The organism is Gilliamella sp. B3022 (genome assembly GCF_028751545.1).
Classification (GTDB): domain Bacteria; phylum Pseudomonadota; class Gammaproteobacteria; order Enterobacterales; family Orbaceae; genus Gilliamella.
In genome coordinates this window covers 2,393,761-2,417,433 of sequence record NZ_CP071867.1, presented here as the reverse complement: position 1 = coordinate 2,417,433, position 23,673 = coordinate 2,393,761, and the positions used below count along the sequence as shown (strand labels likewise).

13 protein-coding genes are annotated in these 23,673 nt (G+C 30.0%); 3 read left to right on the top strand and 10 right to left on the bottom strand.

Annotated features, from left to right (window positions below; translation table 11 throughout):
- Positions 1–11 precede the first annotated feature (11 nt).
- The 3 genes from ppk1 to J4T76_RS10935 form a co-directional block, all read right to left on the bottom strand.
- On the bottom strand, positions 12–2,069 hold the full coding sequence (ppk1, locus tag J4T76_RS10945; protein ID WP_267342020.1) for a polyphosphate kinase 1: 2,058 nt from the start codon (positions 2,067–2,069) through the stop codon (positions 12–14).
- Positions 2,070–2,179: 110 nt separating this feature from the next.
- Positions 2,180–3,592, bottom strand: coding sequence for a pyruvate kinase PykF (pykF, locus tag J4T76_RS10940; RefSeq protein ID WP_267342019.1), 1,413 nt, complete (start codon positions 3,590–3,592; stop codon positions 2,180–2,182).
- A 323-nt stretch (positions 3,593–3,915) separates the two neighbouring features.
- Entirely contained in the window at positions 3,916–4,335 is a 420-nt protein-coding gene (locus tag J4T76_RS10935; RefSeq protein ID WP_267342018.1) for an META domain-containing protein, read from the bottom strand.
- Positions 4,336–4,410: 75 nt separating this feature from the next.
- Here J4T76_RS10935 and hrpA point away from each other — a divergent pair, with 75 nt between their 5' ends.
- On the top strand, positions 4,411–8,274 hold the full coding sequence (hrpA, locus tag J4T76_RS10930; RefSeq protein WP_267355835.1) for an ATP-dependent RNA helicase HrpA: 3,864 nt from the start codon (positions 4,411–4,413) through the stop codon (positions 8,272–8,274).
- Between the two features lie 88 nt (positions 8,275–8,362).
- Here hrpA and J4T76_RS10925 read toward each other — a convergent pair whose 3' ends face one another.
- Entirely contained in the window at positions 8,363–9,397 is a 1,035-nt protein-coding gene (locus tag J4T76_RS10925) for a YdgH/BhsA/McbA-like domain containing protein (RefSeq protein WP_267342015.1), read from the bottom strand.
- Positions 9,398–9,447: 50 nt separating this feature from the next.
- On the bottom strand, positions 9,448–10,161 hold the full coding sequence (locus tag J4T76_RS10920) for a helix-turn-helix domain-containing protein (protein ID WP_267342013.1): 714 nt from the start codon (positions 10,159–10,161) through the stop codon (positions 9,448–9,450).
- Between the two features lie 302 nt (positions 10,162–10,463).
- On the opposite strand from J4T76_RS10920, the gene J4T76_RS10915 reads away from it, so the two are divergent.
- Positions 10,464–11,417, top strand: a complete 954-nt coding sequence (locus tag J4T76_RS10915; RefSeq protein WP_274460477.1) for a DUF3656 domain-containing protein — start codon at positions 10,464–10,466, stop codon at positions 11,415–11,417.
- An 869-nt stretch (positions 11,418–12,286) separates the two neighbouring features.
- On the opposite strand, the gene J4T76_RS10910 is transcribed toward J4T76_RS10915, so the two are convergent.
- Positions 12,287–14,227, bottom strand: a complete 1,941-nt coding sequence (locus J4T76_RS10910; RefSeq protein ID WP_274460476.1) for a peptidase U32 family protein — start codon at positions 14,225–14,227, stop codon at positions 12,287–12,289.
- A 369-nt stretch (positions 14,228–14,596) separates the two neighbouring features.
- Here J4T76_RS10910 and J4T76_RS10905 point away from each other — a divergent pair, with 369 nt between their 5' ends.
- Entirely contained in the window at positions 14,597–15,589 is a 993-nt protein-coding gene (locus J4T76_RS10905) for a glycosyltransferase (RefSeq protein ID WP_267341693.1), read from the top strand.
- A 61-nt stretch (positions 15,590–15,650) separates the two neighbouring features.
- Here the strand turns inward: J4T76_RS10905 and J4T76_RS10900 are convergent, their stop codons facing one another.
- The 4 genes from J4T76_RS10900 to J4T76_RS10885 form a co-directional block, all read right to left on the bottom strand.
- Entirely contained in the window at positions 15,651–19,772 is a 4,122-nt protein-coding gene (locus J4T76_RS10900; RefSeq protein WP_267356184.1) for a bifunctional glycosyltransferase/CDP-glycerol:glycerophosphate glycerophosphotransferase, read from the bottom strand.
- A 71-nt stretch (positions 19,773–19,843) separates the two neighbouring features.
- Positions 19,844–20,926 (bottom strand): stealth family protein, encoded by a 1,083-nt coding sequence (locus tag J4T76_RS10895; RefSeq protein WP_267341696.1) that lies wholly within the window; start codon positions 20,924–20,926, stop codon positions 19,844–19,846.
- 10 nt (positions 20,927–20,936) lie between these two features.
- A complete protein-coding gene (locus tag J4T76_RS10890; protein WP_267341697.1) occupies positions 20,937–22,151 on the bottom strand; it encodes an acyltransferase in 1,215 nt (404 codons plus the stop codon).
- 31 nt (positions 22,152–22,182) lie between these two features.
- On the bottom strand, positions 22,183–23,376 hold the full coding sequence (locus J4T76_RS10885; protein ID WP_267341698.1) for a capsule biosynthesis protein: 1,194 nt from the start codon (positions 23,374–23,376) through the stop codon (positions 22,183–22,185).
- Positions 23,377–23,673 lie beyond the last annotated feature (297 nt).

The window sequence follows — 23,673 nt, the reverse complement described above, 5'->3', positions numbered from 1 at the left end:
TTCCTAATTCCTTACACAAGCGTTTCTAATTGCTTTAAATAATCATAAATAGCATGTTGCGCCCTAATTTTTTTCTTATTACCTCTTAATACATAATTATTAGTATTATCTTTATCAATAATTCTGGCTTTTACATTATCATTACATTGGATACTAAAAATATCATGAATTGTAGATTTTAAAATGGGATCAAAAATTTTAACGCCAACTTCAATACGATTATCAAGATTTCTGGGCATCCAATCTGCTGAAGAGATATAGGTATCTTTTTTTCCTTCATTTTCAAAAATATAAACACGAGCATGCTCTAAATATTGATCGACAATGCTTGTTATAAAGATATTTTCACTTAAATCCGGTATTTGCGGGACTAGTACGCATGTTCCTCGAACAATCATTCTAATTTTGACTCCTGCACACGATGCACGATAAAGTGCATCAATCATTTCTTTATCCGTTATTGCATTAAGTTTTAGATAAATACCTGCAGATTTTCCTGCTTTAGCATTGGTTATTTCTCGCTCAATGAATTCATGGAAACGTAAACGTGTATTTTGTGGAGAAACCAGTAAGTAATTAAAAGATACAGGTTTAAATGGATTTTCAATAAAATTGAAAACTTTTTTTACTTCGTCTGTTATAACAGGATCTGCTGTTAATAATGAAAAATCGGTATAAATTTTAGCGGTTCTTTCATTAAAATTACCCGAACCAATATGAGCATAGCGAACAATTTTATCATTTTCCTTACGATCAATTAAAAATAACTTGGCGTGAATTTTTAATTTTGGTTGTGAGTAAATAACTTTAATACCACTGCTGATCAATCTTTTAGCCCATTTTATATTTGCTTCTTCATCAAAACGGGCTTGTAATTCAACAACCACAGTGACTTTTTTTCCATTGTTAGCGGCATTTATTGCAGCATGAATAAAACGAGAATCTTTTGCAACTCGGTAAATATTCATTCTTATGTGTGTCACGGCTGGATCGAAAGATGCTTGTCGCATGATTTCTAATACATGTCCAAATGAATAATAAGGATAATATAGTAATACATCACGATCTTTGATTGCTGCAAATGCATTTCTAAATTGTTTGAATCTATTATAAACAAGATTTGGGACTTGTTTATTCAACAAATTTTTAATGCCTAAATCAGGAAATTTCACCAAATCTTTAAAATTCGGATATCTTCCTCCTGGCATTGCATCTTGCTCCGTCAATCTTAATTTGTTAATGAGCAATTCAAATAATGCTTTTGGCATGTCTTTTTGATAGGTAAATCGGACAGGTTGTGCTGTTAATCGTTGTTTTAATCCTTGAGACATCAGTTCCAGTAAACTATCTAATTCTGTATTCAATTCATATTCAGCATCCCGATTGATATTAATAGAATAAGCATTTAGTTCTAATGCATCAAAAAAAACTTTAAATATGTCTGGTAGGCAATAGCGTAAAATATTATCCAAAAATATAATTGATTTATTTTTAGTAGACACTTCAGATGGCAATAAAACAAAACGCGAAACATTATCCGTAGGTAGTTCAAGTAAAGCATAACTTATATTATTTTCACAAATTATTTCAACTGCTAAATATGCATGATCGTCTTTTAAGAATTGTATCAGTTCAGTATGACTATCAAGAAGGATAGGTGTTATATATTGTCTTAGGTTTTTTTTGTAATAATTTTTTATCCAATTTTCTTGATAAGAGGATAATTGTCTTTCATTAATCAGAAAAATCTGATTTCTGGCCATTTCAAGTAATAATTCGTTATAAAGCTGATCAAACTGAAGTTCCAATTGAATGACTTTTTGATTAACTTGGCGTAAAAGTTGTTTTGAATTTGATGAACCTTGAGATTGTTCTTGTTCAATCAATACATACTTTTTTAGATTAGCAAATTGCACTTTATAAAATTCATCAAGATTGCTTGAGTATATTCCTAAAAATCGAATACGCTCAATAAGCGGATTACTTTTATCGGCGGCTTCTTGTAGAACACGTTGATTGAAAGACAACCAACTCAGTTCTTTGGGAAAATATACTTTTTCTGATAGCATTTTTATCTCTTACAATTTATTAATACTGTATATTTACAGGATAACTTAAGTAAAAAAAAAAGCTAGCATATAGCTAGCTTTTTATATTTAATTAACGATATGAAAATTGCTTAAATTCTATGAACTGAAGTAGTGTTGGTTGTCCCACTAGGAACTAACGCACCTGACACCATCACAATTGTATCGCCTTGATTTAAACCACAATATTTAACTGCCATTTCCTTACCTAAACGGTAAAAATCATCAGTCGAGTTAATTGCATCAATTAAAATAGGCTCTACACCTTTAGATAAAGCTAATTGATTAACTGTTTTTTGACTGGATGATAATGCTAAAATACGTGCTTTAGGGAAATAATGACGTACTTCACGTGCTGATTTACCACTACGAGTTGCAACAACAATCAAAGGAACATTAAGTCGTTCCGCAATTTCAACAGCACCACAACACACAGCAGCGGTAATTCGTAATTTTTCTTCTTTATCGCTAAGTTCTAAAGAAGCTGGAATAGTACCATCAGTACGTTTACAAATAGTCGCCATTACATTTACTGTTTCAAGTGGATATTTACCTTTAGCACTTTCGCCTGATAACATTACTGCATCAGTGCCATCAATGATTGCGTTAGCAACATCACCTGCTTCAGCACGAGTAGGGCGAGGGTTTTTTATCATTGAGTCAAGCATTTGTGTTGCGGTAATAACGGGTTTTGAAGCTCGATTACATTTTTTAATCATCATTTTTTGAGCAAAGATAACTTCCTCAACTGCAATCTCGACACCTAAATCACCACGAGCAACCATAATACCATCAGATGCTTCTAGAATTTCGTCAAAATTATCAAGACCTTCTTGGTTCTCAATTTTAGAAATTATTTTGATATCCTCACCGCCATGAGTTTTTAAGTGAGCACGAATATCTTCAACATCTGAACGTTTACGAATAAATGAAGCTGCAATAAAGTCAACGCCTTGCTCACAACCAAAGATTAGATCATTTTTATCTTTTTCAGCTAAAGCGGGTAATTTAATAGAAACGCCAGGTAAGTTAATGCCTTTATTTTCGCCCAAATCACCATTATTTAGAACTGTACAGATAACCTCATTACCTTTAACTTCTTTAACATCCATAGCAATTAAGCCATCATCAACTAGCACGCGATTACCTGGTTTTAGATCATGCGCAAAGCCGTCATAGGTTACCGCAACACGTTCAGAATTACCAATAACATTTTTATCAGTGGTAAAGGTGAACGTTTGGCCAGCAACTAACGAAACATCATTCCCACCTTCTAATTTAATAGTACGGATTTCAGGTCCTTTAGTATCTAGCATGATTGCAGCTTTTAAGCCAGTTTCTTGCATGACTTCTCGTAAATTCTTTATTCGATTACCATGCTCTTCATAATCACCATGAGAAAAATTCAAACGCATAACATTCATTCCTGCGTTTAATAATTTGGCTAGCATCTCTTTTGATTCAGATTTAGGGCCTATGGTACAAACTATTTTTGTCTTTTTCATAATATTTTCTACTAGTTGTTAAGGTTAATGTTTAAAATTTAAATAAACTTTTTTCGCAAAAAAAATCAATGTTTGAGAATTGATTAGATTGGTGTATAAAGGGAGATGGGCAACTAAAAGAATAGTTACTTAACTTAAATAAAATATTTGAAGAATTAGTCATTTTCATTAAAGCTTGGACATCTACAAAACTGGAGTCATTATATTCTTAACTACATTTAAAATAAAGCTTTTTATAATGAAATTGTCTTTATAAATCAGCGAAAAACATACTGATTATATAAATATTTGTCAAAATATTTGATGAAACGCCTACGTTTTAATCACATCAACTCTTTAACCTTATAAGTAAGTTCATTATCTTCATTCTTTAATATTAATTGATCCTTTGTTAATTCAATCTTTGCACCGTTAACAATTAATTCTTCGATGACTGCGTCTAATTTACTCAGTTCGCTATCAGGACAAACCATTTTAGTCATGGATAAACCAGCCCCTCTGATAACATTATTATCTAATGCTACTTTCCCAGAAAATAGATTGCACATTTTTCCTGTTATTGTCATATTTTCACCAAATTCTAATTCAGCATACTCATCTGAAGTAAGTTCTTGACCATTAGCTTTTACTAGGACAAAGTGGTGATGCATAAGATCGGTATCTTTGACATTACTTGATTTATTACAACCAGAAATAGCAAATGCTGTAGCAATTAACGGTAAAATAAAAATCGTTTTTTTCATTTGAACTCCTATTGAAAGGTTTAATTTGCTATAATTGACCCCAATTTTGATTATCAATAAAACATTTTACTCTCTATGTTATCTCAACAGCAAGAAAAATATTTAGAATCAATGACTTTCTTAGATAAATACAAGCTTTTAAAACTATCAAAGAAAGATCACAATGAGACTGATATTAATTCGGCAATACAAGCGGCAAATCTACATTACCAAGCTAGAAGGTCGTCCTTACCGAATAAAATCAATTATCCGGATAATTTACCTGTAGCTGAAAAAAAACAGGCAATTTATGATGCTATAAAAAATCATCAAATTGTTATTATTGCTGGTGAAACAGGTTCAGGTAAAACAACGCAAATTCCCAAAATTTGTTTAGAGCTAGGTTTAGGAATAAAAGGATACATTGGCCATACTCAACCTAGACGATTAGCTGCTCGCTCTGTTGCCAATCGTATTGCAGAAGAATTGAAAACAGAAATAGGTCAGTTAGTTGGGTATAAAGTTAGATTTTCAGACCAGGTAAGCGAAACAACATTAATAAAATTAATGACTGATGGTATATTACTTGCTGAAATCCAAAAAGATAAGCTACTATTACAATATGACACTATTATTATTGATGAAGCTCATGAACGTAGTTTAAATATTGATTTTATCTTAGGTTATCTAAAACAATTACTACCTAAACGCCCCGATTTAAAAGTAATAATCACATCAGCAACTATTGATGTAGAACGATTTTCTAATCACTTTAATCAAGCCCCAATAATTGAAGTTTCTGGGCGAACTTATCCTGTTGAAGTAAGATATCGTCCGCCAATATTAAATGAAGAAGATGATACAAATAATGATTTCCAACCTATTATTGACGCTATTGAAGAACTCTCAGCAGAAAGCTTTGGCGATATTCTGATTTTTCTGACGGGTGAACGGGAGATTCGAGATGTTGCTGATATACTGAATAAATTAGATTTGCGTCATACCGACATTCTACCTTTATATGCAAGATTATCTGCAACAGAACAAAATCGCATCTTTCAGTTACACTCAAAACGACGAATTGTTCTTGCAACCAATGTTGCAGAAACATCATTAACCGTACCGGGAATTAAGTATGTAATCGATCCTGGTTTAGCTAGAATTAGTCGCTACAGCTATCGAACTAAAGTCCAACGATTGCCAATTGAACGAATATCTCAAGCTTCAGCAAACCAACGAAAAGGTCGTTGTGGTCGTACATCGGATGGTATTTGTATCCGTCTATATGATGAAAATGATTTTTTATCACGACCAGAATTTACCGATCCCGAAATATTACGTACCAATTTAGCTTCGGTAATTTTACAAATGACTTCATTAGGCTTAGGCAATATTGCCGCTTTTCCTTTTGTAGAGGCGCCTGATTCCAGATATATTCGTGATGGTATTCGATTATTAGAAGAACTCGGTGCTATTTACACCAAGCATCATCACTATCATTTAACTGAAAGTGGTAGAATTTTAGCTCAATTACCTATTGATCCAAGATTGGCCAAAATGCTTGTAGAGGCACGAAGGTTAGGGTGTACGAAAGAAATCATGATCATTACAGCTGCCTTGTCTATTCAAGATCCTAGAGAAAGGCCATTTGATAAGCAACAAGCTTCTGATGAAAAACACAGACGTTTTGCACATAAAGAATCAGACTTTCTATCTTTTATTCATTTATGGGATTACATTAAAGAACAGCAAAATCTATTATCTGGCAATCAATTTAGACGATTATGTCAAAAAGAGTTTTTAAACTATCTTCGTATTCGCGAATGGCAAGATGTTTATACGCAAATCAGACAAACTATTAAACAATTAGCTTTTCCAATAAACAGCAAAGCTGCTGATTACATTTCATTACATACTTCCTTATTGAGCGGTTTATTATCTCATATTGGAATGAAAGAAAGTGAAAAACGTGAATATATCGGTGCTCGTAATATTAAGTTTTCAATTTTTCCCAATTCTGCACTTTTTAAAAGTCAGCCGAAATGGTGTATTGTGAGCGAATTGGTTGAAACAAGTAGATTATGGGGGAGAACCGCTGCCAAAATTGAAGCTGAATGGATTGAGCCAATAGCCAAACATTTGGTTAAATATAGTTACAGTGAACCAAGATGGTCTAAAAAGCAGGGTACCACAATAGCCAATGAAAAAGTTACTTTGTTTGGTTTACCAATTGTTGCTAGTAGGATTGTCAATTATAGCAAAATTGATCCAGTTTTGAGTCGTGCTTTATTTATTAGGCATGCACTAGTTGAAGGTGATTGGTTAACTAATCACAAGTTTTATAGACAAAATCAGCAATTAATCAGGGAAGTTGAAGATCTCGAACATAAATCTCGTCGACAAGATATTTTAATTGATGACGATGAGCTTTACGATTTTTATGATAAACGTATTGATAACTCGGTGATTTCAGCAAAATATTTTGATAATTGGTGGAAACAAAAACAAAAATCACAACCTAATTATCTTAATATAGAAAGGGATATGCTGATTAAGCAAACAGCACAATTGGTTAATCTAAATGATTTCCCTGATTTCTGGTATCAAGATAATTTTAAATTTGCACTAAGTTATCAATTTGATATTGGTCATAATCGTGACGGTGTCACAATTAAAATTCCTCTTGATCTACTAAATCAAATAAAAAATAGAGGATTTGATTGGCAAGTTCCTGGATTTAGAAAAGATCTAATTATTGCCTTAATTAAATCATTACCTAAATCATTACGTCGTAATCTTGTTCCTGCACCAAATTATGCTGAAGCGTTTTTGGAAAGAATAAAGACGATGGACCAACCGCTTCTTGAACGTTTAGAAAATGAATTTCGTAAAATGACTGGGGTAAAAATCACATCTGAAGATTGGCATTTGGATCAGGTTCCGGATTATTTAAAAATGACATTTAGCATTATTCATGATAATGAAGAAATTGCATCCGGTAAAAATTTAGTTTTATTGAAAGAACAGCTAAAAAATGATGTTCAAAAAGCTTTAACTTCTTTAACAACCAAAAAAATAGTACCTATTGAGCAAAGTGGTATCACTGATTGGAATTTTGGTACATTGCCTTCAATTTATGAAGAAAAACAGAAAAATTATACAGTCAAAGCCTATCCGGCAATTATTGATCATCAAAATTCCGTCAGTATCGAATTGATTGATAATCAAGAAGAACAGCAAAAATTAAATCAATTGGGACTCAGACGGTTGCTAATGTTAAATATTCCATCACCAATCAAATATCTACATGAAAAATTACCCAATAAATCTAAATTAGGACTTTACTTCAACTCATTTGGTAGCGTATTAATGTTGATTGACGATTGTATTGCTTGTGCGGTTGATGAATTGATAGATAAATATAATCAAAATATTCAAAATCAACAACAGTATCAAAAATTGCTTAATTATACTAAGACGAATATCAATGAAATGGTTATAGATATTGCTAAACAAATAGAAGGCATTTTGACTTTATACTATAACGTTAATAAAAAATTGAAAGGTCGTGTTGATCTATCATTAGCTTTTGCATTATCCGACATAAAAAAACAACTTAGTAAATTAGTTTATAAAGGATTTGTCGCAGATTCAGGTTATAAACGAATCGCCGATATTTATCGTTATTTACTGGCAATTGAAAAAAGAATTGAAAAATTAATGGTTAATGTAACGAAAGATAGACAGTCGATGAATATTATTGAGGAAGTTGAAAATCAATATGAAAAATGGGTTAACAGTTTGCCACAAATTTCCAGATCTAAAGATAGTGTCATCAATATACGTTGGATGATTGAAGAGTTAAGAGTAAATTTATTCGCTCAACAATTAGGCACACCGTATCCAATATCTCCTAAACGCGTAAAACAGCAGATCGAAATTATAAAATCTGAATTATGAGTTTCAGAATATTTATTTAAGATTTGAAAACTCAATGAGAAGAAAAAAAGAAAGTAGGGCGTATATAAATACGCCCATCTTAAAAACTCTACTTATAAAGATCTATAAATACAGTGATATTAGGTCCTTTTGCATCATGAGCTATTCGAGCAATATGATAAAATTTAGCTCCATTTTCAATCGCTCTTTTACCTGCTTGATAAGAAATTTCCTGATCTGTTACATAATATCCGCGGAATTTAATGGTATCAAAAGCAACCATTTTTGCAGCAGTAGCATCATTCAATTCTTGAATTTTTCTTCCATCAGGAAGTGTTACGGTGTAACGTTTCACACGTTGTGGCTCAGCTTCAACTTCAGGATTTACAGTAACAGGTACTTTTGTTTGTGTAATTTTTGTAGTGGATTGATCGATTACTTTAACTTTGTTATTAAATTTGTTTGCATAAAATTTTTCATTAAATGCAGAGGGTGAGTAATAACCCGGTTTTTCAACTTGCATCGCAGTTTCACCGCCTTGAGCGAGTGCAATTTGACCAGCTTCAGAATCATAAGGAATGGCATTTTCTGGTTGAAGTTTACGTTCTGGGGCATCTTTTTTAAACAAATAAGCAGCAACTTGAATGTTGCTTCCTAATTCAGAACGTGAATCAATATAAAAAGCATAGGCACCTTTTACTAACGCTTCTTTTGCAACAGCTTGATTTACATCAATTTCGCTGGGAAAGTACCCACGTATACGAACGATATTAAAAGGTTCTAAACGAATAGCCTTCGATTTTGGATATTCATATACACCTTCAAATTTACGAAAGCTTTCAGTTGTCTCAGTAGCCTTAGGCGCATTTGATTTATATAATTTAGCGTAAACAATTCGTAGTGTATCATTTGAAGGACTGATATTAGTGGTAGTTATATAAAATGCAGAAGCACCTTCTTTATCAGCTGCTTTTGACATAGCTATAACATAATCATTGTCGGTATAAAAAGCACCGCGTACAGTAATTTGTTTAAAAGATTGAAGGTTCTTGGCTTGTTCTTCATTTAATTGTTGAGCTGCAAATGAACTCATTGGACATGCAACGATAGCTGCAACAATAAGAGTTTTCTTGAAACTTATCATATTTGATTAACCTTAGAATTAACTTTATTGATATTTTATCACGAAATAAATTACTTTCCCAAAACAATTAAAGCATTTAAATTTTTGATAAAAATATATTTTCCTTTTACAGATAAAACATCAAGCTCCTGAAATTTTGTTAAAATTCGGCTAACTGTTTCAATGGTTAATCCCAAATAATTGGCAATATCGGTTCTGCTCATAGATAACTTTATATTCAATGACGTGTGACCACGTTTTTCATAACGTTTATAAAGAGAATAAATAAAATAAGCTAGACGTTCATCAGCCTTTTTTTGCGAATAACATAAAACTAATTTTTGATAATTGTAAATATCATTGCTTAGTAATTTAAAAATCATATCTCTTACAGTTTTATTTGTATCAACTAAAGACATTAATTCATCATAATGCAGTTCGCATATTGCAACATTATTTAATGCTTTAACCGTATAGTTATAAACTCTTGTTGCTATAGAATCTAATCCGACAATATCTCCTGGTAGATAGAAACCATTAATTTGTTCATTACCATTTGAAGTAGTGATGTAGGTTTTTAATGCACCTGAATGAATGATGAAAAATTTTTTGAAGGATGTATTTTCGTGAATCAAGATCTCATCTTTTATATAAGACTTTTTACGATCTAAAACTGTATGCAGAGTATTATTGAGTAACATTGGGATACAGAGTGACCCGGTACTGCACAATTCACATGGAACAGAATAACTTTTTGATCGTAATGACTTATATTTATTTTGCATTTTTTCTAAAAGTGTTAATCCATTAGTTGATAAGAACAATGTATTCTATAATAAAAAAACATAGAGTGGTTAGACATTATTTTCTTATTTACAAAAATAATCTAATATCTTTTAGAAATATAAAAAACTTTTATATTTCATATAATTTTATCATAACCCTTTCGAAGGTAATATGCTAATAATGATTTGTAAATACCATAAATAACTATATCAATTCGACATAAATAACAAGCAGACACCCCGATATATTAGCCATAGATTCGCCCAAATACCTGGGAGAGCAAATTGGCGAAATCACGAAAGTGACCTCAAAAACTTTGGATATTAAAAGCGAACACACATTAAGTAATGGTGATGGACTTAATGTACTGATCCAACGTGATATTATCGGATTCAGAGCGGACAAAGTTGAAAAGATATCCGGAAATCACTACCGCATTTATCCTAATGAGGTACCTAAACACCTTTATTCTGTTAAATTTCCGCATGCAGTTAATCGAAATTTGGATCATTTATGGCAACAAAGTTTATTAAAAGATTCCAGTAAACGATGTGTTGGCGTTTCATTTGAACTCGAAAACAGTATTGATGGAATTAGATTAAAAGCAAGAAGCGAAGAGGGCATGAGTGTTGAATTAACACTCAACGGCCATTTTGAACCCGCTACTCAGCCAGATAAAATGCTAAAGAATATTCAAGAAAATTTATCTAAACTGGGCAATACGCTGTATTATCTTTCTGATCTAAAAATGAAATTATCGACAGTATATTTTATTCCCAACAGTCAACTTAATCAGTTAAGGCGGGAAGTTATTAGCAGACTTACGGTGGAAAGATTAACCAATTATAAACGCAAGGTGCGTAGACCAGAAATAAGTCCAACCGCAATTTATCCAGAGACACAACTGAATTTTTTGGCTAATGTTTATAATCACAAAGCGCGGGAATTCTATAAACAGCATGGAGTTGAATTGATTGAAAGTGCTTATGAAGCCCATGAAGTGAAAAATGATGCTCCATTAATGATAACCAAGCATTGCTTAAGATTTGCGTTTAATTTATGTCCAAAGCAAGCTAAAGGGATCCAAGGTGTGAAAACTAAAGTAACCCCTATGAAACTTGTGCAAAATAATGAAGAATTATTATTGAAATTTAATTGCAAAGCTTGTGAAATGCAGATTTGGGGAAAAATAAAAAAACACATATTAAAAATGCCATTACCTGGTAGTGATATTATTTTGGTTGTCAAAAGTTAAAATTCTATTTATCAAACGGATTTTAAAGGTTAAGACATCATGTAATGGAGGCTATTAAAAATTAGATAAATTGGTCAAAATAAATCATATTTAACATAATATACATTATACGAACCAATTTAAACTAAATAAATTTAAAGCAGTTGTAGCATTTTTGACTAGTGCTGATATATTAAAACGTTTGAAATATCATTACATACATACTTTTAAGATTTTAAAAAATTCATTCTTTTCAACATATCTTTCTTACTATACTTATTTATTTCTACGTATTATATATAAAGAAGATTTTTGATTCTGACATTATTATGTTTAGAACTTTATGACCATTTTAAATAATGAATTTATACTCAAAATTTGTGATCGCTTAGTCACATCAATTTGAGACAATAAGTCTAAGGAGTTATCTTGAGGGTTCATTATAATAACTATTCCATAATTTTTTAAACTTTCAGAAATTGTATTCATTTGCATTATTTATAAAATGCCTCTTTTTATTAAAAATACTACATCATCGTTTTTATCAATAATTCGGAAAAATTATATGAATAACTTTTGTACATTTTATACTTTACATTCTGTATTATGCATATATTCCATAACAATTAAAATTAACAAAAAAAAATATGTTAAAAAAGAATGATATTTTTTAAAATCTTAAAAGTATGGTATGTAATGATATTTCAAACGTTTTAATATATTCAGCACTAGTCAAAAATGCTACAACTGCTTTAAATTTATTTAGTTTAAATTGGTTCGTATAATGTATATTATGTTAAATATGATTTATTTTGACCAATTTATCTAATTTTTAATAGCCTCCATTACATGATGTCTTAACCTTTAAAATCCGTTTGATAAATAGAATTTTAACTTTTGACAACCAAAATAATATCACTACCAGGTAATGGCATTTTTAATATGTGTTTTTTTATTTTTCCCCAAATCTGCATTTCACAAGCTTTGCAATTAAATTTCAATAATAATTCTTCATTATTTTGCACAAGTTTCATAGGGGTTACTTTAGTTTTCACACCTTGGATCCCTTTAGCTTGCTTTGGACATAAATTAAACGCAAATCTTAAGCAATGCTTGGTTATCATTAATGGAGCATCATTTTTCACTTCATGGGCTTCATAAGCACTTTCAATCAATTCAACTCCATGCTGTTTATAGAATTCCCGCGCTTTGTGATTATAAACATTAGCCAAAAAATTCAGTTGTGTCTCTGGATAAATTGCGGTTGGACTTATTTCTGGTCTACGCACCTTGCGTTTATAATTGGTTAATCTTTCCACCGTAAGTCTGCTAATAACTTCCCGCCTTAACTGATTAAGTTGACTGTTGGGAATAAAATATACTGTCGATAATTTCATTTTTAGATCAGAAAGATAATACAGCGTATTGCCCAGTTTAGATAAATTTTCTTGAATATTCTTTAGCATTTTATCTGGCTGAGTAGCGGGTTCAAAATGGCCGTTGAGTGTTAATTCAACACTCATGCCCTCTTCGCTTCTTGCTTTTAATCTAATTCCATCAATACTGTTTTCGAGTTCAAATGAAACGCCAACACATCGTTTACTGGAATCTTTTAATAAACTTTGTTGCCATAAATGATCCAAATTTCGATTAACTGCATGCGGAAATTTAACAGAATAAAGGTGTTTAGGTACCTCATTAGGATAAATGCGGTAGTGATTTCCGGATATCTTTTCAACTTTGTCCGCTCTGAATCCGATAATATCACGTTGGATCAGTACATTAAGTCCATCACCATTACTTAATGTGTGTTCGCTTTTAATATCCAAAGTTTTTGAGGTCACTTTCGTGATTTCGCCAATTTGCTCTCCCAGGTATTTGGGCGAATCTATGGCTAATATATCGGGGTGTCTGCCATGAATGAAATAATCTGTGCTTCCTCTATGAAAGGTTCGATTAGGATCGGGTGTAAAAAAGTGTTCAACCCGACCACTTGAAGCTGGAAGCAATTCTGATGATTGAGCTAGAATTTGATCTAATTTTTGCCGATAAAATGCGGTTATATTTTTAACATAACTCACGTCTTTATATCTCCCTTCAATTTTAAATGATCTTATTCCAGCTTGAATTAGCTCAATTAGATTTTCGGATTGATTATTGTCTTTCATAGATAATAAATGTTTTTGATAGGCAACTATTCGACCTTTATCATCTTTTAAGGTATAAGGTAATCTACAAGATTGTGAACAATCACCTCGATTTGCACTTCGTCCAGTTTGAGCATGAGAAATATAACATTGACCAGAAAAAGCAACACATAATGCACCATGAATGAAAAACTCAATATTTGCATCAGTATGCTGATTAATATTAGCAATTTCAGTTAAATTAAGTTCTCGAGCCAATACAATTTGAGAGAAACCAACATCAGAAAGGAATTTTGCTTTTTCAGGGGTACGAATATCCATTTGCGTACTCGCGTGTAAATCAATAGGCGGAATATCCATATTTAATATGCCCATATCTTGGACAATTAAAGCATCAATACCAGCATCATACAATTGCCAAATTAGGTTCCTTGCTAATTCCAATTCGTTATCATGCAGTATAGTATTTAATGTAACAAAAATTTTGACATAATATTGATGAGCAAATTCAACTAATTTTGCAAGATCACTAACGGAATTACCTGCATTATGTCTAGCCCCAAAATTTGGTCCACCTATATAGACGGCATCTGCACCATGTAAGATGGCCTGTTTTGCAATTTCGATATTTTTGGCTGGACTGAGAAGTTCTAATTTATTGTTGATACTTTTGGGATTTAGCATTAATGACTCTTTTTAAAAATACAACTTAAGATGACTGGCTAACTGGTAATATTCAAACGTTATAATTAATTTAATAATCCTTGTCAAGAAGTTTCAGAAACCTATACGTTTGAGTAAAATCATTCCTATAATATTTGCTTATATACGTTTAATTTGCAAAGCACTTTTATAATAATTCATCCTCATATTTTAGAATTAAATATAATTTTATTTTGTTCACCTACTCTGCCTAGTATAACTAATGATTCACCTATTATTCTTTAATAATGAAAATATTTTATAAAATAAAATTTATACTATATTATATAAAGTTCTAATTTTAGCCTTTTCCTGGTTAAAGGATTTTTAGATAATTATTTAGGGAAAAAAATGAAAAAACAGGCAATATTTATAGCGGGCGATGAGAATATTTATTTTCCCGCTCTAGTAGCTTTAGAAAGTATTAAAGAATACAACAATGATATTTTCGATATGTTCATGTGTTTTGATGGAAGTAAATTGACACCTTACATGCAGCAAACATTAAGTAAGCATTCTATAAATTTTATTGATACTAAAGAGTTAAGAAAATTTGGTATTGAAGAAAAATTTTCGATGATGATTGAAAATCATTGGCCTATCGATATTTTTTATAATTATGCATTACCTATTTATCTTGGTGAATTAGGTTATACTTACTCCTATAAAGTTGATTATGATATTCTTTGTGTAGGTAAATATATATTAGATGAAATAGAACCTCGTGATGTGTTTTTTTCTGGTTGGACGAATAAAGTAAATTTAGAAAAAGAGAATATTGAAAAAGAAACCATTAAGAAATTAATAGACGATAATATAATTTCAGGGCAAACTATCGACTACATGAATGTAGGTTTTCTTGGTTTTAATAATAAAAATTATACTGAACAAAAAATATTTGAAAAACTATCTGATGCTTACTTACTACTCAAAAGAGAATCACCTAATGCAAAATTATTAGAACAAATTGCATTCGCATTAGTCATTGAAAGTACAAAAGGAAAATTCAAGAAAATCCCTGAGACATATAATCATCGAGTACTATCCACACGAGAAAGTAATGATAACTTTGAGTTTGATACTAAAAATATCCATTTTATTACAAAATTTAAACCTTGGAGAAAACTTGAAAAAAATATAATCAAATGGTTTATTTTTAATAATGGAAGTCATATGTATTTGTATCGAAATTTATGGCTTGATTACGCATCAAAAATAGATGGGTTTGAGATTTTTTGTATGGAAAAACCGCTAACAACTAAACAATTAGTTGGAATGGAAATGCATATTGTTCGATGCTTTAATGAAAAGCTTAACTCATTAAAACCTCAAGTTAAAGGATAAATTATTTAGTTCTTAATTGACAACCTTGATATCCTTAATAAGGTTGTCAACTTAATAACTTTTATTTTTTCTTAGAAAATTTAACAATTTTATCTAGATTTGCCATTTCATTACTTACAAACATTGTTAAGCCTTGAATGTAATCAGCCAAAACAGATGGTGGCATTAATTGATAATTGTTACCAAATATCTCATTCAATAAATTAACCACTTTTTTGTAATTTTTCTGAGCAAGAGCAACTTTAACCATTTGTATATGGCATTGTGTATTATTAGGTGTATGTTTTTCAAAATCGTCTAATAATTTATTCGATTTTTCATATTGCCCTATATTACGAAAAATATCAGCTAAAATCAGTTGTAATATATATTTCTTCAAAAAATATTTATTTGTATTAGAATTTATTAAGGGATTAAGCTGCATAATAGCCCCACCCCAATTTTGTTGTGTCATTTTCACGAGCACATTTAATATATCTAATTCATTTTGCTCAAATAAGCCTTTTTCTAAAAAGGCAGATTTAATTTTCATTGCATATGTCGAACTGTGGAGATAATAGCAACAAGTTAATTGATAAAAGAGATCTATTGCTTTTTTATTAGTAATTTTTTCCCAACATTGAAAAGCTCCTTCCCATTTTTCTTGAGTCATCAAAATAAACGCTTTAGTTTTATTATCTTTAATATCTTCAAATCTTACTTTAACATTATTAAAAAATAGAGAAATTTGATATTTTCGATAACCTGCTTCTGCTAACATTTGTTGTGCAATAATTTTCCAATTTCCCTCTTTTTTTAATAATACCTGAGAAAAGGCTATTATTTCTTCCCAATTTGCAGACATTTGCAATGCTTCAATGTAAATATTTAAGGCTGAAATAGGAATAATCATATAATTATTATTAAATGTTTTCTTTAAATGAGAAGATATACCAGAATAATCTTTCTTAATAATGTATAATTTAATTTTTTGCAATTCGAATTCAAAATTATACGTTTTGTGTTTTTCAAAATTAACTAATTGCGTTTGACATTTTTCAGGCTCATTATTTTTTCTATATACATCTGCCAGTATTAATTCAGGAAAGAATTTTTTCAGAAAATATTCATTTACATTACTTTTCAGTAAAATATTTAATTGGTCTATCGCCGTATTCCAATCTTTATTATATGCTGATATTAAAGAATTAATTAATAGTGACATTTCTTTATCATAATCAGAATGTAGCAAAAACTCATTTTGAACCTTAACAATATGATCTTTATTGGGTAAGTGCTGACAACAAATTAACTGATAAAAAAGCTTAACACTTGAGTTTTCATTCACTTTATTCCAACTATCATAAGCTTGATACCATTGTTCTCGTCCCATAAAAAGAAATGCCAACACTTTGTGATTTTTGATATTGCTGATATTAACTGGGAATAATGAAGGGTTTCTCTGATAGTAAGTTGCTTCTGCTAAAATAAGATAAGCTAGCTCTTCTTGTGTTTTATCAATGGATAATAATTGTATTGCACGTTGTATAGCTATTGGCCAGTTTTGTTCTTGGTATGCTCTTAGTAGAAAATCAGTTAATATTGAAACATTTACTTCTTCTGGCATATCATAAGGTTTATCCAAATCTTCAATTGCTTCAAAAGTCCTTTCACAACATTTTCCATCTCTGTATGGATAAACTGTTTTAATTCTTGAAAAATAGGGTTCTTTGATCGCAAAATCATTCTTAACAATATCATTTAAAGCGCGATTCAAATCTTCTTCCTTCGTAACAACAGGACCAAAACCGTGCTGTCTATAATCAAAATAACCTTTCGAAAAAGTATGTTTTCCTGAAAAAAACTCATTTTCATCAAATTGATAGTATATAATTTGTTTTTCTAAATATGCCATTTCGAAGGCTATAGATGAATAGTCAGTTATAAGAAGTGTTGATTTCAAAAATAATTCTTGAATGCTACAGTTTTCAGAACGCCATTGCTCTATATATGAAGGTATATTAAATTCATCCAAATACGGTTCTATGTTTTTATGAAGGGCAAAAATAACTTTTACTCCATCATTTGTTATTCTTTTTAACTCTTCACTATGTATGAAACTTTTCCAATGTATAGCATAGTCAGTTAACATAAAATTAGGATTTTTATCGCGTTCTGAACGATCTGTTTTTGCTTTAGGTAAAATAGAATCGCGCCAAGTAGGCATTATTAAGATTATTTTTTGCTCTGATGCAAATTTATCTTTTTGAAAAAATAATGCATCATGTCTTGGTAATCCTGTTAATTTTACTTCTTTATTTGTTAAAAAATATTTATCGTCAAATGCAATTGAATTAAATTCAGGCTCCGTACTAGTAAGCATCAAACTAACATTTTTCTTGGTATTAATCCAATTTGATAAATCGTCTTTAATGACACCATGTTGTAAGAACACAAATTGTTGATTTAACATTGACCCATCAGAGAAATAATCATTAACATATTTATCAATATGGCTACTGACTACTTTTGATGCCGTTTTTAATAATTTTTTATGTTCAAATGAGCCAAAGTTTAACAAATTAAAATTATCTTTTTTCAAACGATCCCAATCATGAGATTTGTTTGATAATACATAGTAAATGTCTCGATTTGGATGTTCAGATCGAATATATCGATACAAATGCTCTGCATTATCGTCAGCCGCAGAGTCTCTGTCCATTAAAATCCAATGTTCTCGCTTATTAGTTTGAGCAAATTTAGCTAAATGTTCCATCATTTTTTCATGAGAAACACCAGTATAAAAAAAAGTTCCTTTGATGAAAATTTTTGAATGAACACCATTAAATTTAATTTCAAACTTATTAAAGTTTTCAGGTAAAGGGACCCATAGTTTATATGTTGTTACAAAATATCTATCACCAAATGTGTGTTTTTTCTTTTTCTGATATTTAGGTATTGTATCATTATTATCAAATAATATAGCAATATCACTATCATTATAACTATGATATGAAATAAGTATCTCTTTTTTTGCTGGATCATATCTTTCGATATAGGCAATCTGATTTATCTCAGTTATCCCTTTGAAAGTTCCCAATATCCCTACTTTAAACAAAAACCAAATACCCGCTAAATCAAAACCCAATATGACTTCTTTATCTATATAAGATAAAACCGTTTCAGCATTTTCATAGAACTTAATTTTTTCATCCTCACTAAGGATATTTAATGGATTGGGATTATTAATTAAACGTTTACAAATCCAAGCAAAATCATATAAAGCTTGTCGTTGAATGAATTCTGGAATTTGTTCTAATCTTTCTTTATAAAACTCCAAAACAAATATTGGACCGCGCTCGATAGCATCTAAAAATTTACGTTTATCATTCCAAGAGGTATCTAAAGTTGAGGAATTGTCTTCTCTTTTCCTATAATAATATTTTGCAGATGGCAAAAAAGCTACTTTTAATGATTTAATATAGTATATATATTCGGAAGCAAAACGCGCATCTTCAAATGAAGGTTTTAGTCTTGTATCAAAAAATAAATCGTTTTCAAGAATGACTTGTGTAAGAAATATTCCTGAATTAACAGCCATTACAATGTTTTTACCGAAATCAAAATTGGAGTTATATTTAATTCCATTTGCAAAACGATATTTTAGTGGATGGGTATCACTGTATTGATCTACATTTTCATTATAAAATATGAAGTTACAACAAACCATGCCCGTATCTTCCGGATTTTTATCCATTACTTTTGCAATTTCTTCATAATAATCTAAACTTACAAAATCATCAGGATCCATGAAACTAACCCATTTGGTTTTTACATAATCCATACCGAAATTACGTGCTGATGCTTGTCCTCCATTTTCTTTATGAATATAAGTAATGTTATTTGGATATTTTTTTTGCCATTTTTTGATGATTTGTGCAGAATTATCTTTAGAGTCATCATCGACTAAAATTAGATGAATATGATCTTCAAATCCAATAGTTTGATTAACTAAACTTTCAAAATAGTCATTCAAATATCTCTCAACACCATAAACTGCCGATACTACAGTAAATTTTTGTTCCGTTTTGTATTTTATTGATGGGGAATGCTTTAAAATATAATTCTGTCTTTTTTCATACATATCTGTAAAAAAAAGCTTAGGATTCTTTCTCAATTTATTCCATTTTTTTATTATTGACATAATCTTTTAAGACCTTATAAATCATGAATTTAGTAGATTAAAGTGAACAATTTTAATCTGTTGTTATTGAATTAAATATAAAATCTACTCAAAAACTTTATCAAATTATCTTTGTAGTCTTTTTCATTAATATTTTTAGCTGAAAAATCATTTGCACAAAATGAGTGAGGTAATGACTTAAATTTATTACTAAGAAAAGTATAATTAGTTTTTGCTGTTGTTGAACGAACATTAAAATAGTAACAAATATCACGTGACAATTTAGATTTACCCTCAAAATACATTATCCAAGGAACTAGAAATGTTGCTAAATTCAGATCATTTTCATTCCTAAATTGATTAGGAAGAAATCCATTAATTTCATTTCTAAACAATGACCAAGCTAATTCAAAGTATGATTTTTTTAAAGGGACATAAGTATGAGCTAACGGATTGTTTATTTTCTTGTTATATTTCTTTAATAGCAAATTACGAGAGTTCAAACTAGCAGATAAAGTTGGAGTATTAACACCTTTTTTGATCATCTGATCCAAATTTTTTCTATTTAAAAACAACGATGATAAATTATTACCACTAAGAAAATGTGTTTTAGGTAGTTTTCTGGCAATAAAAACATCATCATTAAAGTAAATAAAATTTTCTGATAAATCAGGGATATTATGTAAGTGAGCTTCAATAACATGAGAGTTAAATGTAGGAAGATATCTATGATTTATTATTTGCTTATGGTCAATTATTTTAACTTTATCAGATAAAGGAAATTCTGGAATTTGATTATCTGTCACTAAAAATATTGAATTTACCCAAGGTATATAAGATTCAATGCTTTTTATTACATAATATAACTCCCCATGATTTTCAAACCTTGAACTATCAATGGAAAACTGATTAAGGTGATTTTTATTAAGATCTTTATGAAAATTTAGTTTTTTAATCCAACTTGGGTCATTATTATTAACCCATGTAATAACCACATCAATAATTTCTGAACTTTGATTTTCAAGAATATTATACAACCTGAAATCATCTGTAATTAAGATATTTTCATTGATAACGTTATGACCTTGTTCATCAAATGATAAAGGATATTTATTTAAAAAATAGTCTCTAAAAAATATACCTGGATGTTTTACAAATTTATTGATTTTACTCATAACAAATAACTTATTTTAACTTTATACTTACTTTCTCAAAATAAACATAATTTTGAATACGATATAACTTCAAGAGAGTTTTTGAATCTTCATAAACAGACTCTTTCATATTTTCAATTTTGAGATCACTGTAATATTCTACTTCGTTATAAGTTGACTTCACTCCGAGTTTATAGACACCATCAGGAATATCATCAATCAATAAACCTTCATTTTTGAATGTAAACATTCCAGCCTTATCATAGCTGATATAATCTCCATTAAATAGTTTCCGACTAATATTTGGATCCGAATATTTTGCTAACTGTTTTTGATAAGATGAATTCTCTGTACTGAATAATAAAAAATTTTTTATAGAAGGCATATAATCAGGACAAGGCACTCCAATAATTGCAGCGATACCAATTAAATAGATTCTATTATTTTTTAGAAAAATGTTATATAACTCAACATAATGTTGACATTTTGTTTCATCAATCGAATCTTTCACCGGTGAGTGTCTATAGATATTGTGGAATACTCCTTGACCGACATATATCGGTTTATTTTTAATAGTTTTATTCCAATAATTTTTTTGTGCTTTTATTTGATTTGCATGTGTCCTAATCCAAGGTTCGGTCAACATTATATTTTGTCTTTCCCAAGCAATGTCTTTTTTTGTTGTTTTGGCCGGAGTACCAACAATTACACAATTGTTTGGGTATTTTCCTTTTACAACACTTGCAAAACCAATAACGGAACCTTCACCAATTTGACTTCCAGATAAAACTACAGAATTAAAAGCGAACCATACGTGTTCACCTATAATAATATCTTTTGATGGATTTATTCGGTCACCCGTATTAACATCATAAATTGCATGAGCATCATCCGAACGAATTTGATTACCGGTAGCAAACATGCAGTCATCCCCTACTACAATTTTCGTTTTTTCTGCTGATGTTATATATATTTTATTCGTCGAAGTTACATTATCGCCAATGTTAATATGACAAGAATAACCAGCTCTTATTTGTCCTGATAAATTTCCATTTTCGCCAATCATAACAACCGCATTATGTGATGGAAAATCAAAATTAATATTACGAATTTTACTTGACTCTGCGATGATTAATTTATTATTTCCGCCAACAAAATTCACTGTAACATTATTTAAATTTTTAGGCGCAAAAACCAGATTCCCATTATGATCTGAATAATTACCATTTATATTTATATTTTCCATTTCTGCTTTCTCGTTAGTATTTTTGAAATAATTAATGAATGTTTAATTCAAAATCAGTATAATAAACTGATCCCTTTATTTGAGATTTACTGCATAAATAAGTTTCATAGCGTTCAAACAATTCAGTATCAGGTTTCTGTCCTTCTTTCCAGAAATGATGTAGTCCTTTTTGAAAAGTTAATCCTTTTATATCATAATGAGCATCACCTAATACTATAACTGGTAATCCATGGATAAGTGCAGAAAGCCCACAAGTACTGTTTACAGTAACTAGCCCTTTTGCTTTCCTGAGTAAAACTGGCATCGGTACGCCATGTATATATATTACTCTTTTACTAACACCATATCGTTTAGCCAATTTTTTAATCAAATGTTTATAGTTGTTAAAACCTTCATCCATTGGATGATGCTTAATTAATAGATAACTTTCATCATCCGCGAACAGGGAAAATGATCGAATAACTCTAAAAATATAGGATCTCATTGAATGGTAGTAGCTATGAACCTGTATTTGAAAATCTTGATCACATTGCAATGGAAAAATATAAAATGGCTTATATTCATCATTATTTATCTTTTTTATCAATCCTGGTTGGATTAATCTTGCCTTAAATTTTCGTATTGATGCTAATCCCCAATGAAAAACGTAAAAAGTTAATGAAGTTTTTCTGTGATGTACATAATTTGAATACTTTCGTCTTTTTAAAAACATCAAAATATAATAGATACTGGCATAATAAATCATTAAATAAAAATGAGATTCATCTTTATTTGTATGAAAATAGGTATTGTGAATATTTTCATAAAAATCATAATTTTTAGGTGTAAGAGAAAAGCCATTCACCCCATTTTTTTCAAATGTTATATAGTGTGGTCTTAAATAACCCTCTTCAAAAACCCAAAATGATAAACTTGAGTTGGACTTAACTATTGACTTAGCTATTTTGTGGTAAGCACGACAATCACCAAAAACAACAATCGCATCAATATTATATTTTTCAATATAATCTATTAAAAATTGACGAAATTTGCCAATCGGTTCATAAAAAGACATACTATTTTGCGGAAAGAAAAACTCATCGCCTCCATTTAAATTGATCTTATAAACTTTACATTTTTGATTTTGTAACCATTTTGCAACATTTTTAAAAAACGGCCCAACTGGTCCCTGTAACAAAAGAATATTTTCTTTCGTTTGCACTAACTCGTCTAAATAATGACCCATTCCATAAAACACATAATAAATTATTTCTAATAAAAAGGTTTATTATTTTCAAAAAATATTAATATAAACAGATAGTTCATTATCATATTTAATTTATCAATAATTTTTGTTATAAATCCATTTTATGAACCAAAAAGTTTTCATTTAGTTAATCAAGCTTATCATTACATTATTGATATGACTTTATCCAAAGGTTTAGGATCATAGATAATTGACACTGAAAAATACAATGAAACGCAATAATCTTTATTAATAATTTTCTATTATGATAAGGCAATATTAAGAATTTGTAAAATA

What these genes read in the sequence shown, in the direction of transcription:
- hrpA (WP_267355835.1), top strand. Translation starts at nt 4,411, where the DNA reads ATGTTATCTCAACAGCAAGAAAAATATTTAGAATCAATGACTTTCTTA.
- J4T76_RS10935 (WP_267342018.1), bottom strand. Translation starts at nt 4,335, where the DNA reads ATGAAAAAAACGATTTTTATTTTACCGTTAATTGCTACAGCATTTGCT.
- J4T76_RS10925 (WP_267342015.1), bottom strand. Translation starts at nt 9,397, where the DNA reads ATGATAAGTTTCAAGAAAACTCTTATTGTTGCAGCTATCGTTGCATGT.
- J4T76_RS10895 (WP_267341696.1), bottom strand. Translation starts at nt 20,926, where the DNA reads ATGAGTAAAATCAATAAATTTGTAAAACATCCAGGTATATTTTTTAGA.
- J4T76_RS10910 (WP_274460476.1), bottom strand. Translation starts at nt 14,227, where the DNA reads ATGCTAAATCCCAAAAGTATCAACAATAAATTAGAACTTCTCAGTCCA.
- J4T76_RS10900 (WP_267356184.1), bottom strand. Translation starts at nt 19,772, where the DNA reads ATGTCAATAATAAAAAAATGGAATAAATTGAGAAAGAATCCTAAGCTT.
- J4T76_RS10885 (WP_267341698.1), bottom strand. Translation starts at nt 23,376, where the DNA reads ATGGGTCATTATTTAGACGAGTTAGTGCAAACGAAAGAAAATATTCTT.
- pykF (WP_267342019.1), bottom strand. Translation starts at nt 3,592, where the DNA reads ATGAAAAAGACAAAAATAGTTTGTACCATAGGCCCTAAATCTGAATCA.
- J4T76_RS10920 (WP_267342013.1), bottom strand. Translation starts at nt 10,161, where the DNA reads ATGCAAAATAAATATAAGTCATTACGATCAAAAAGTTATTCTGTTCCA.
- ppk1 (WP_267342020.1), bottom strand. Translation starts at nt 2,069, where the DNA reads ATGCTATCAGAAAAAGTATATTTTCCCAAAGAACTGAGTTGGTTGTCT.
- J4T76_RS10890 (WP_267341697.1), bottom strand. Translation starts at nt 22,151, where the DNA reads ATGGAAAATATAAATATAAATGGTAATTATTCAGATCATAATGGGAAT.
- J4T76_RS10905 (WP_267341693.1), top strand. Translation starts at nt 14,597, where the DNA reads ATGAAAAAACAGGCAATATTTATAGCGGGCGATGAGAATATTTATTTT.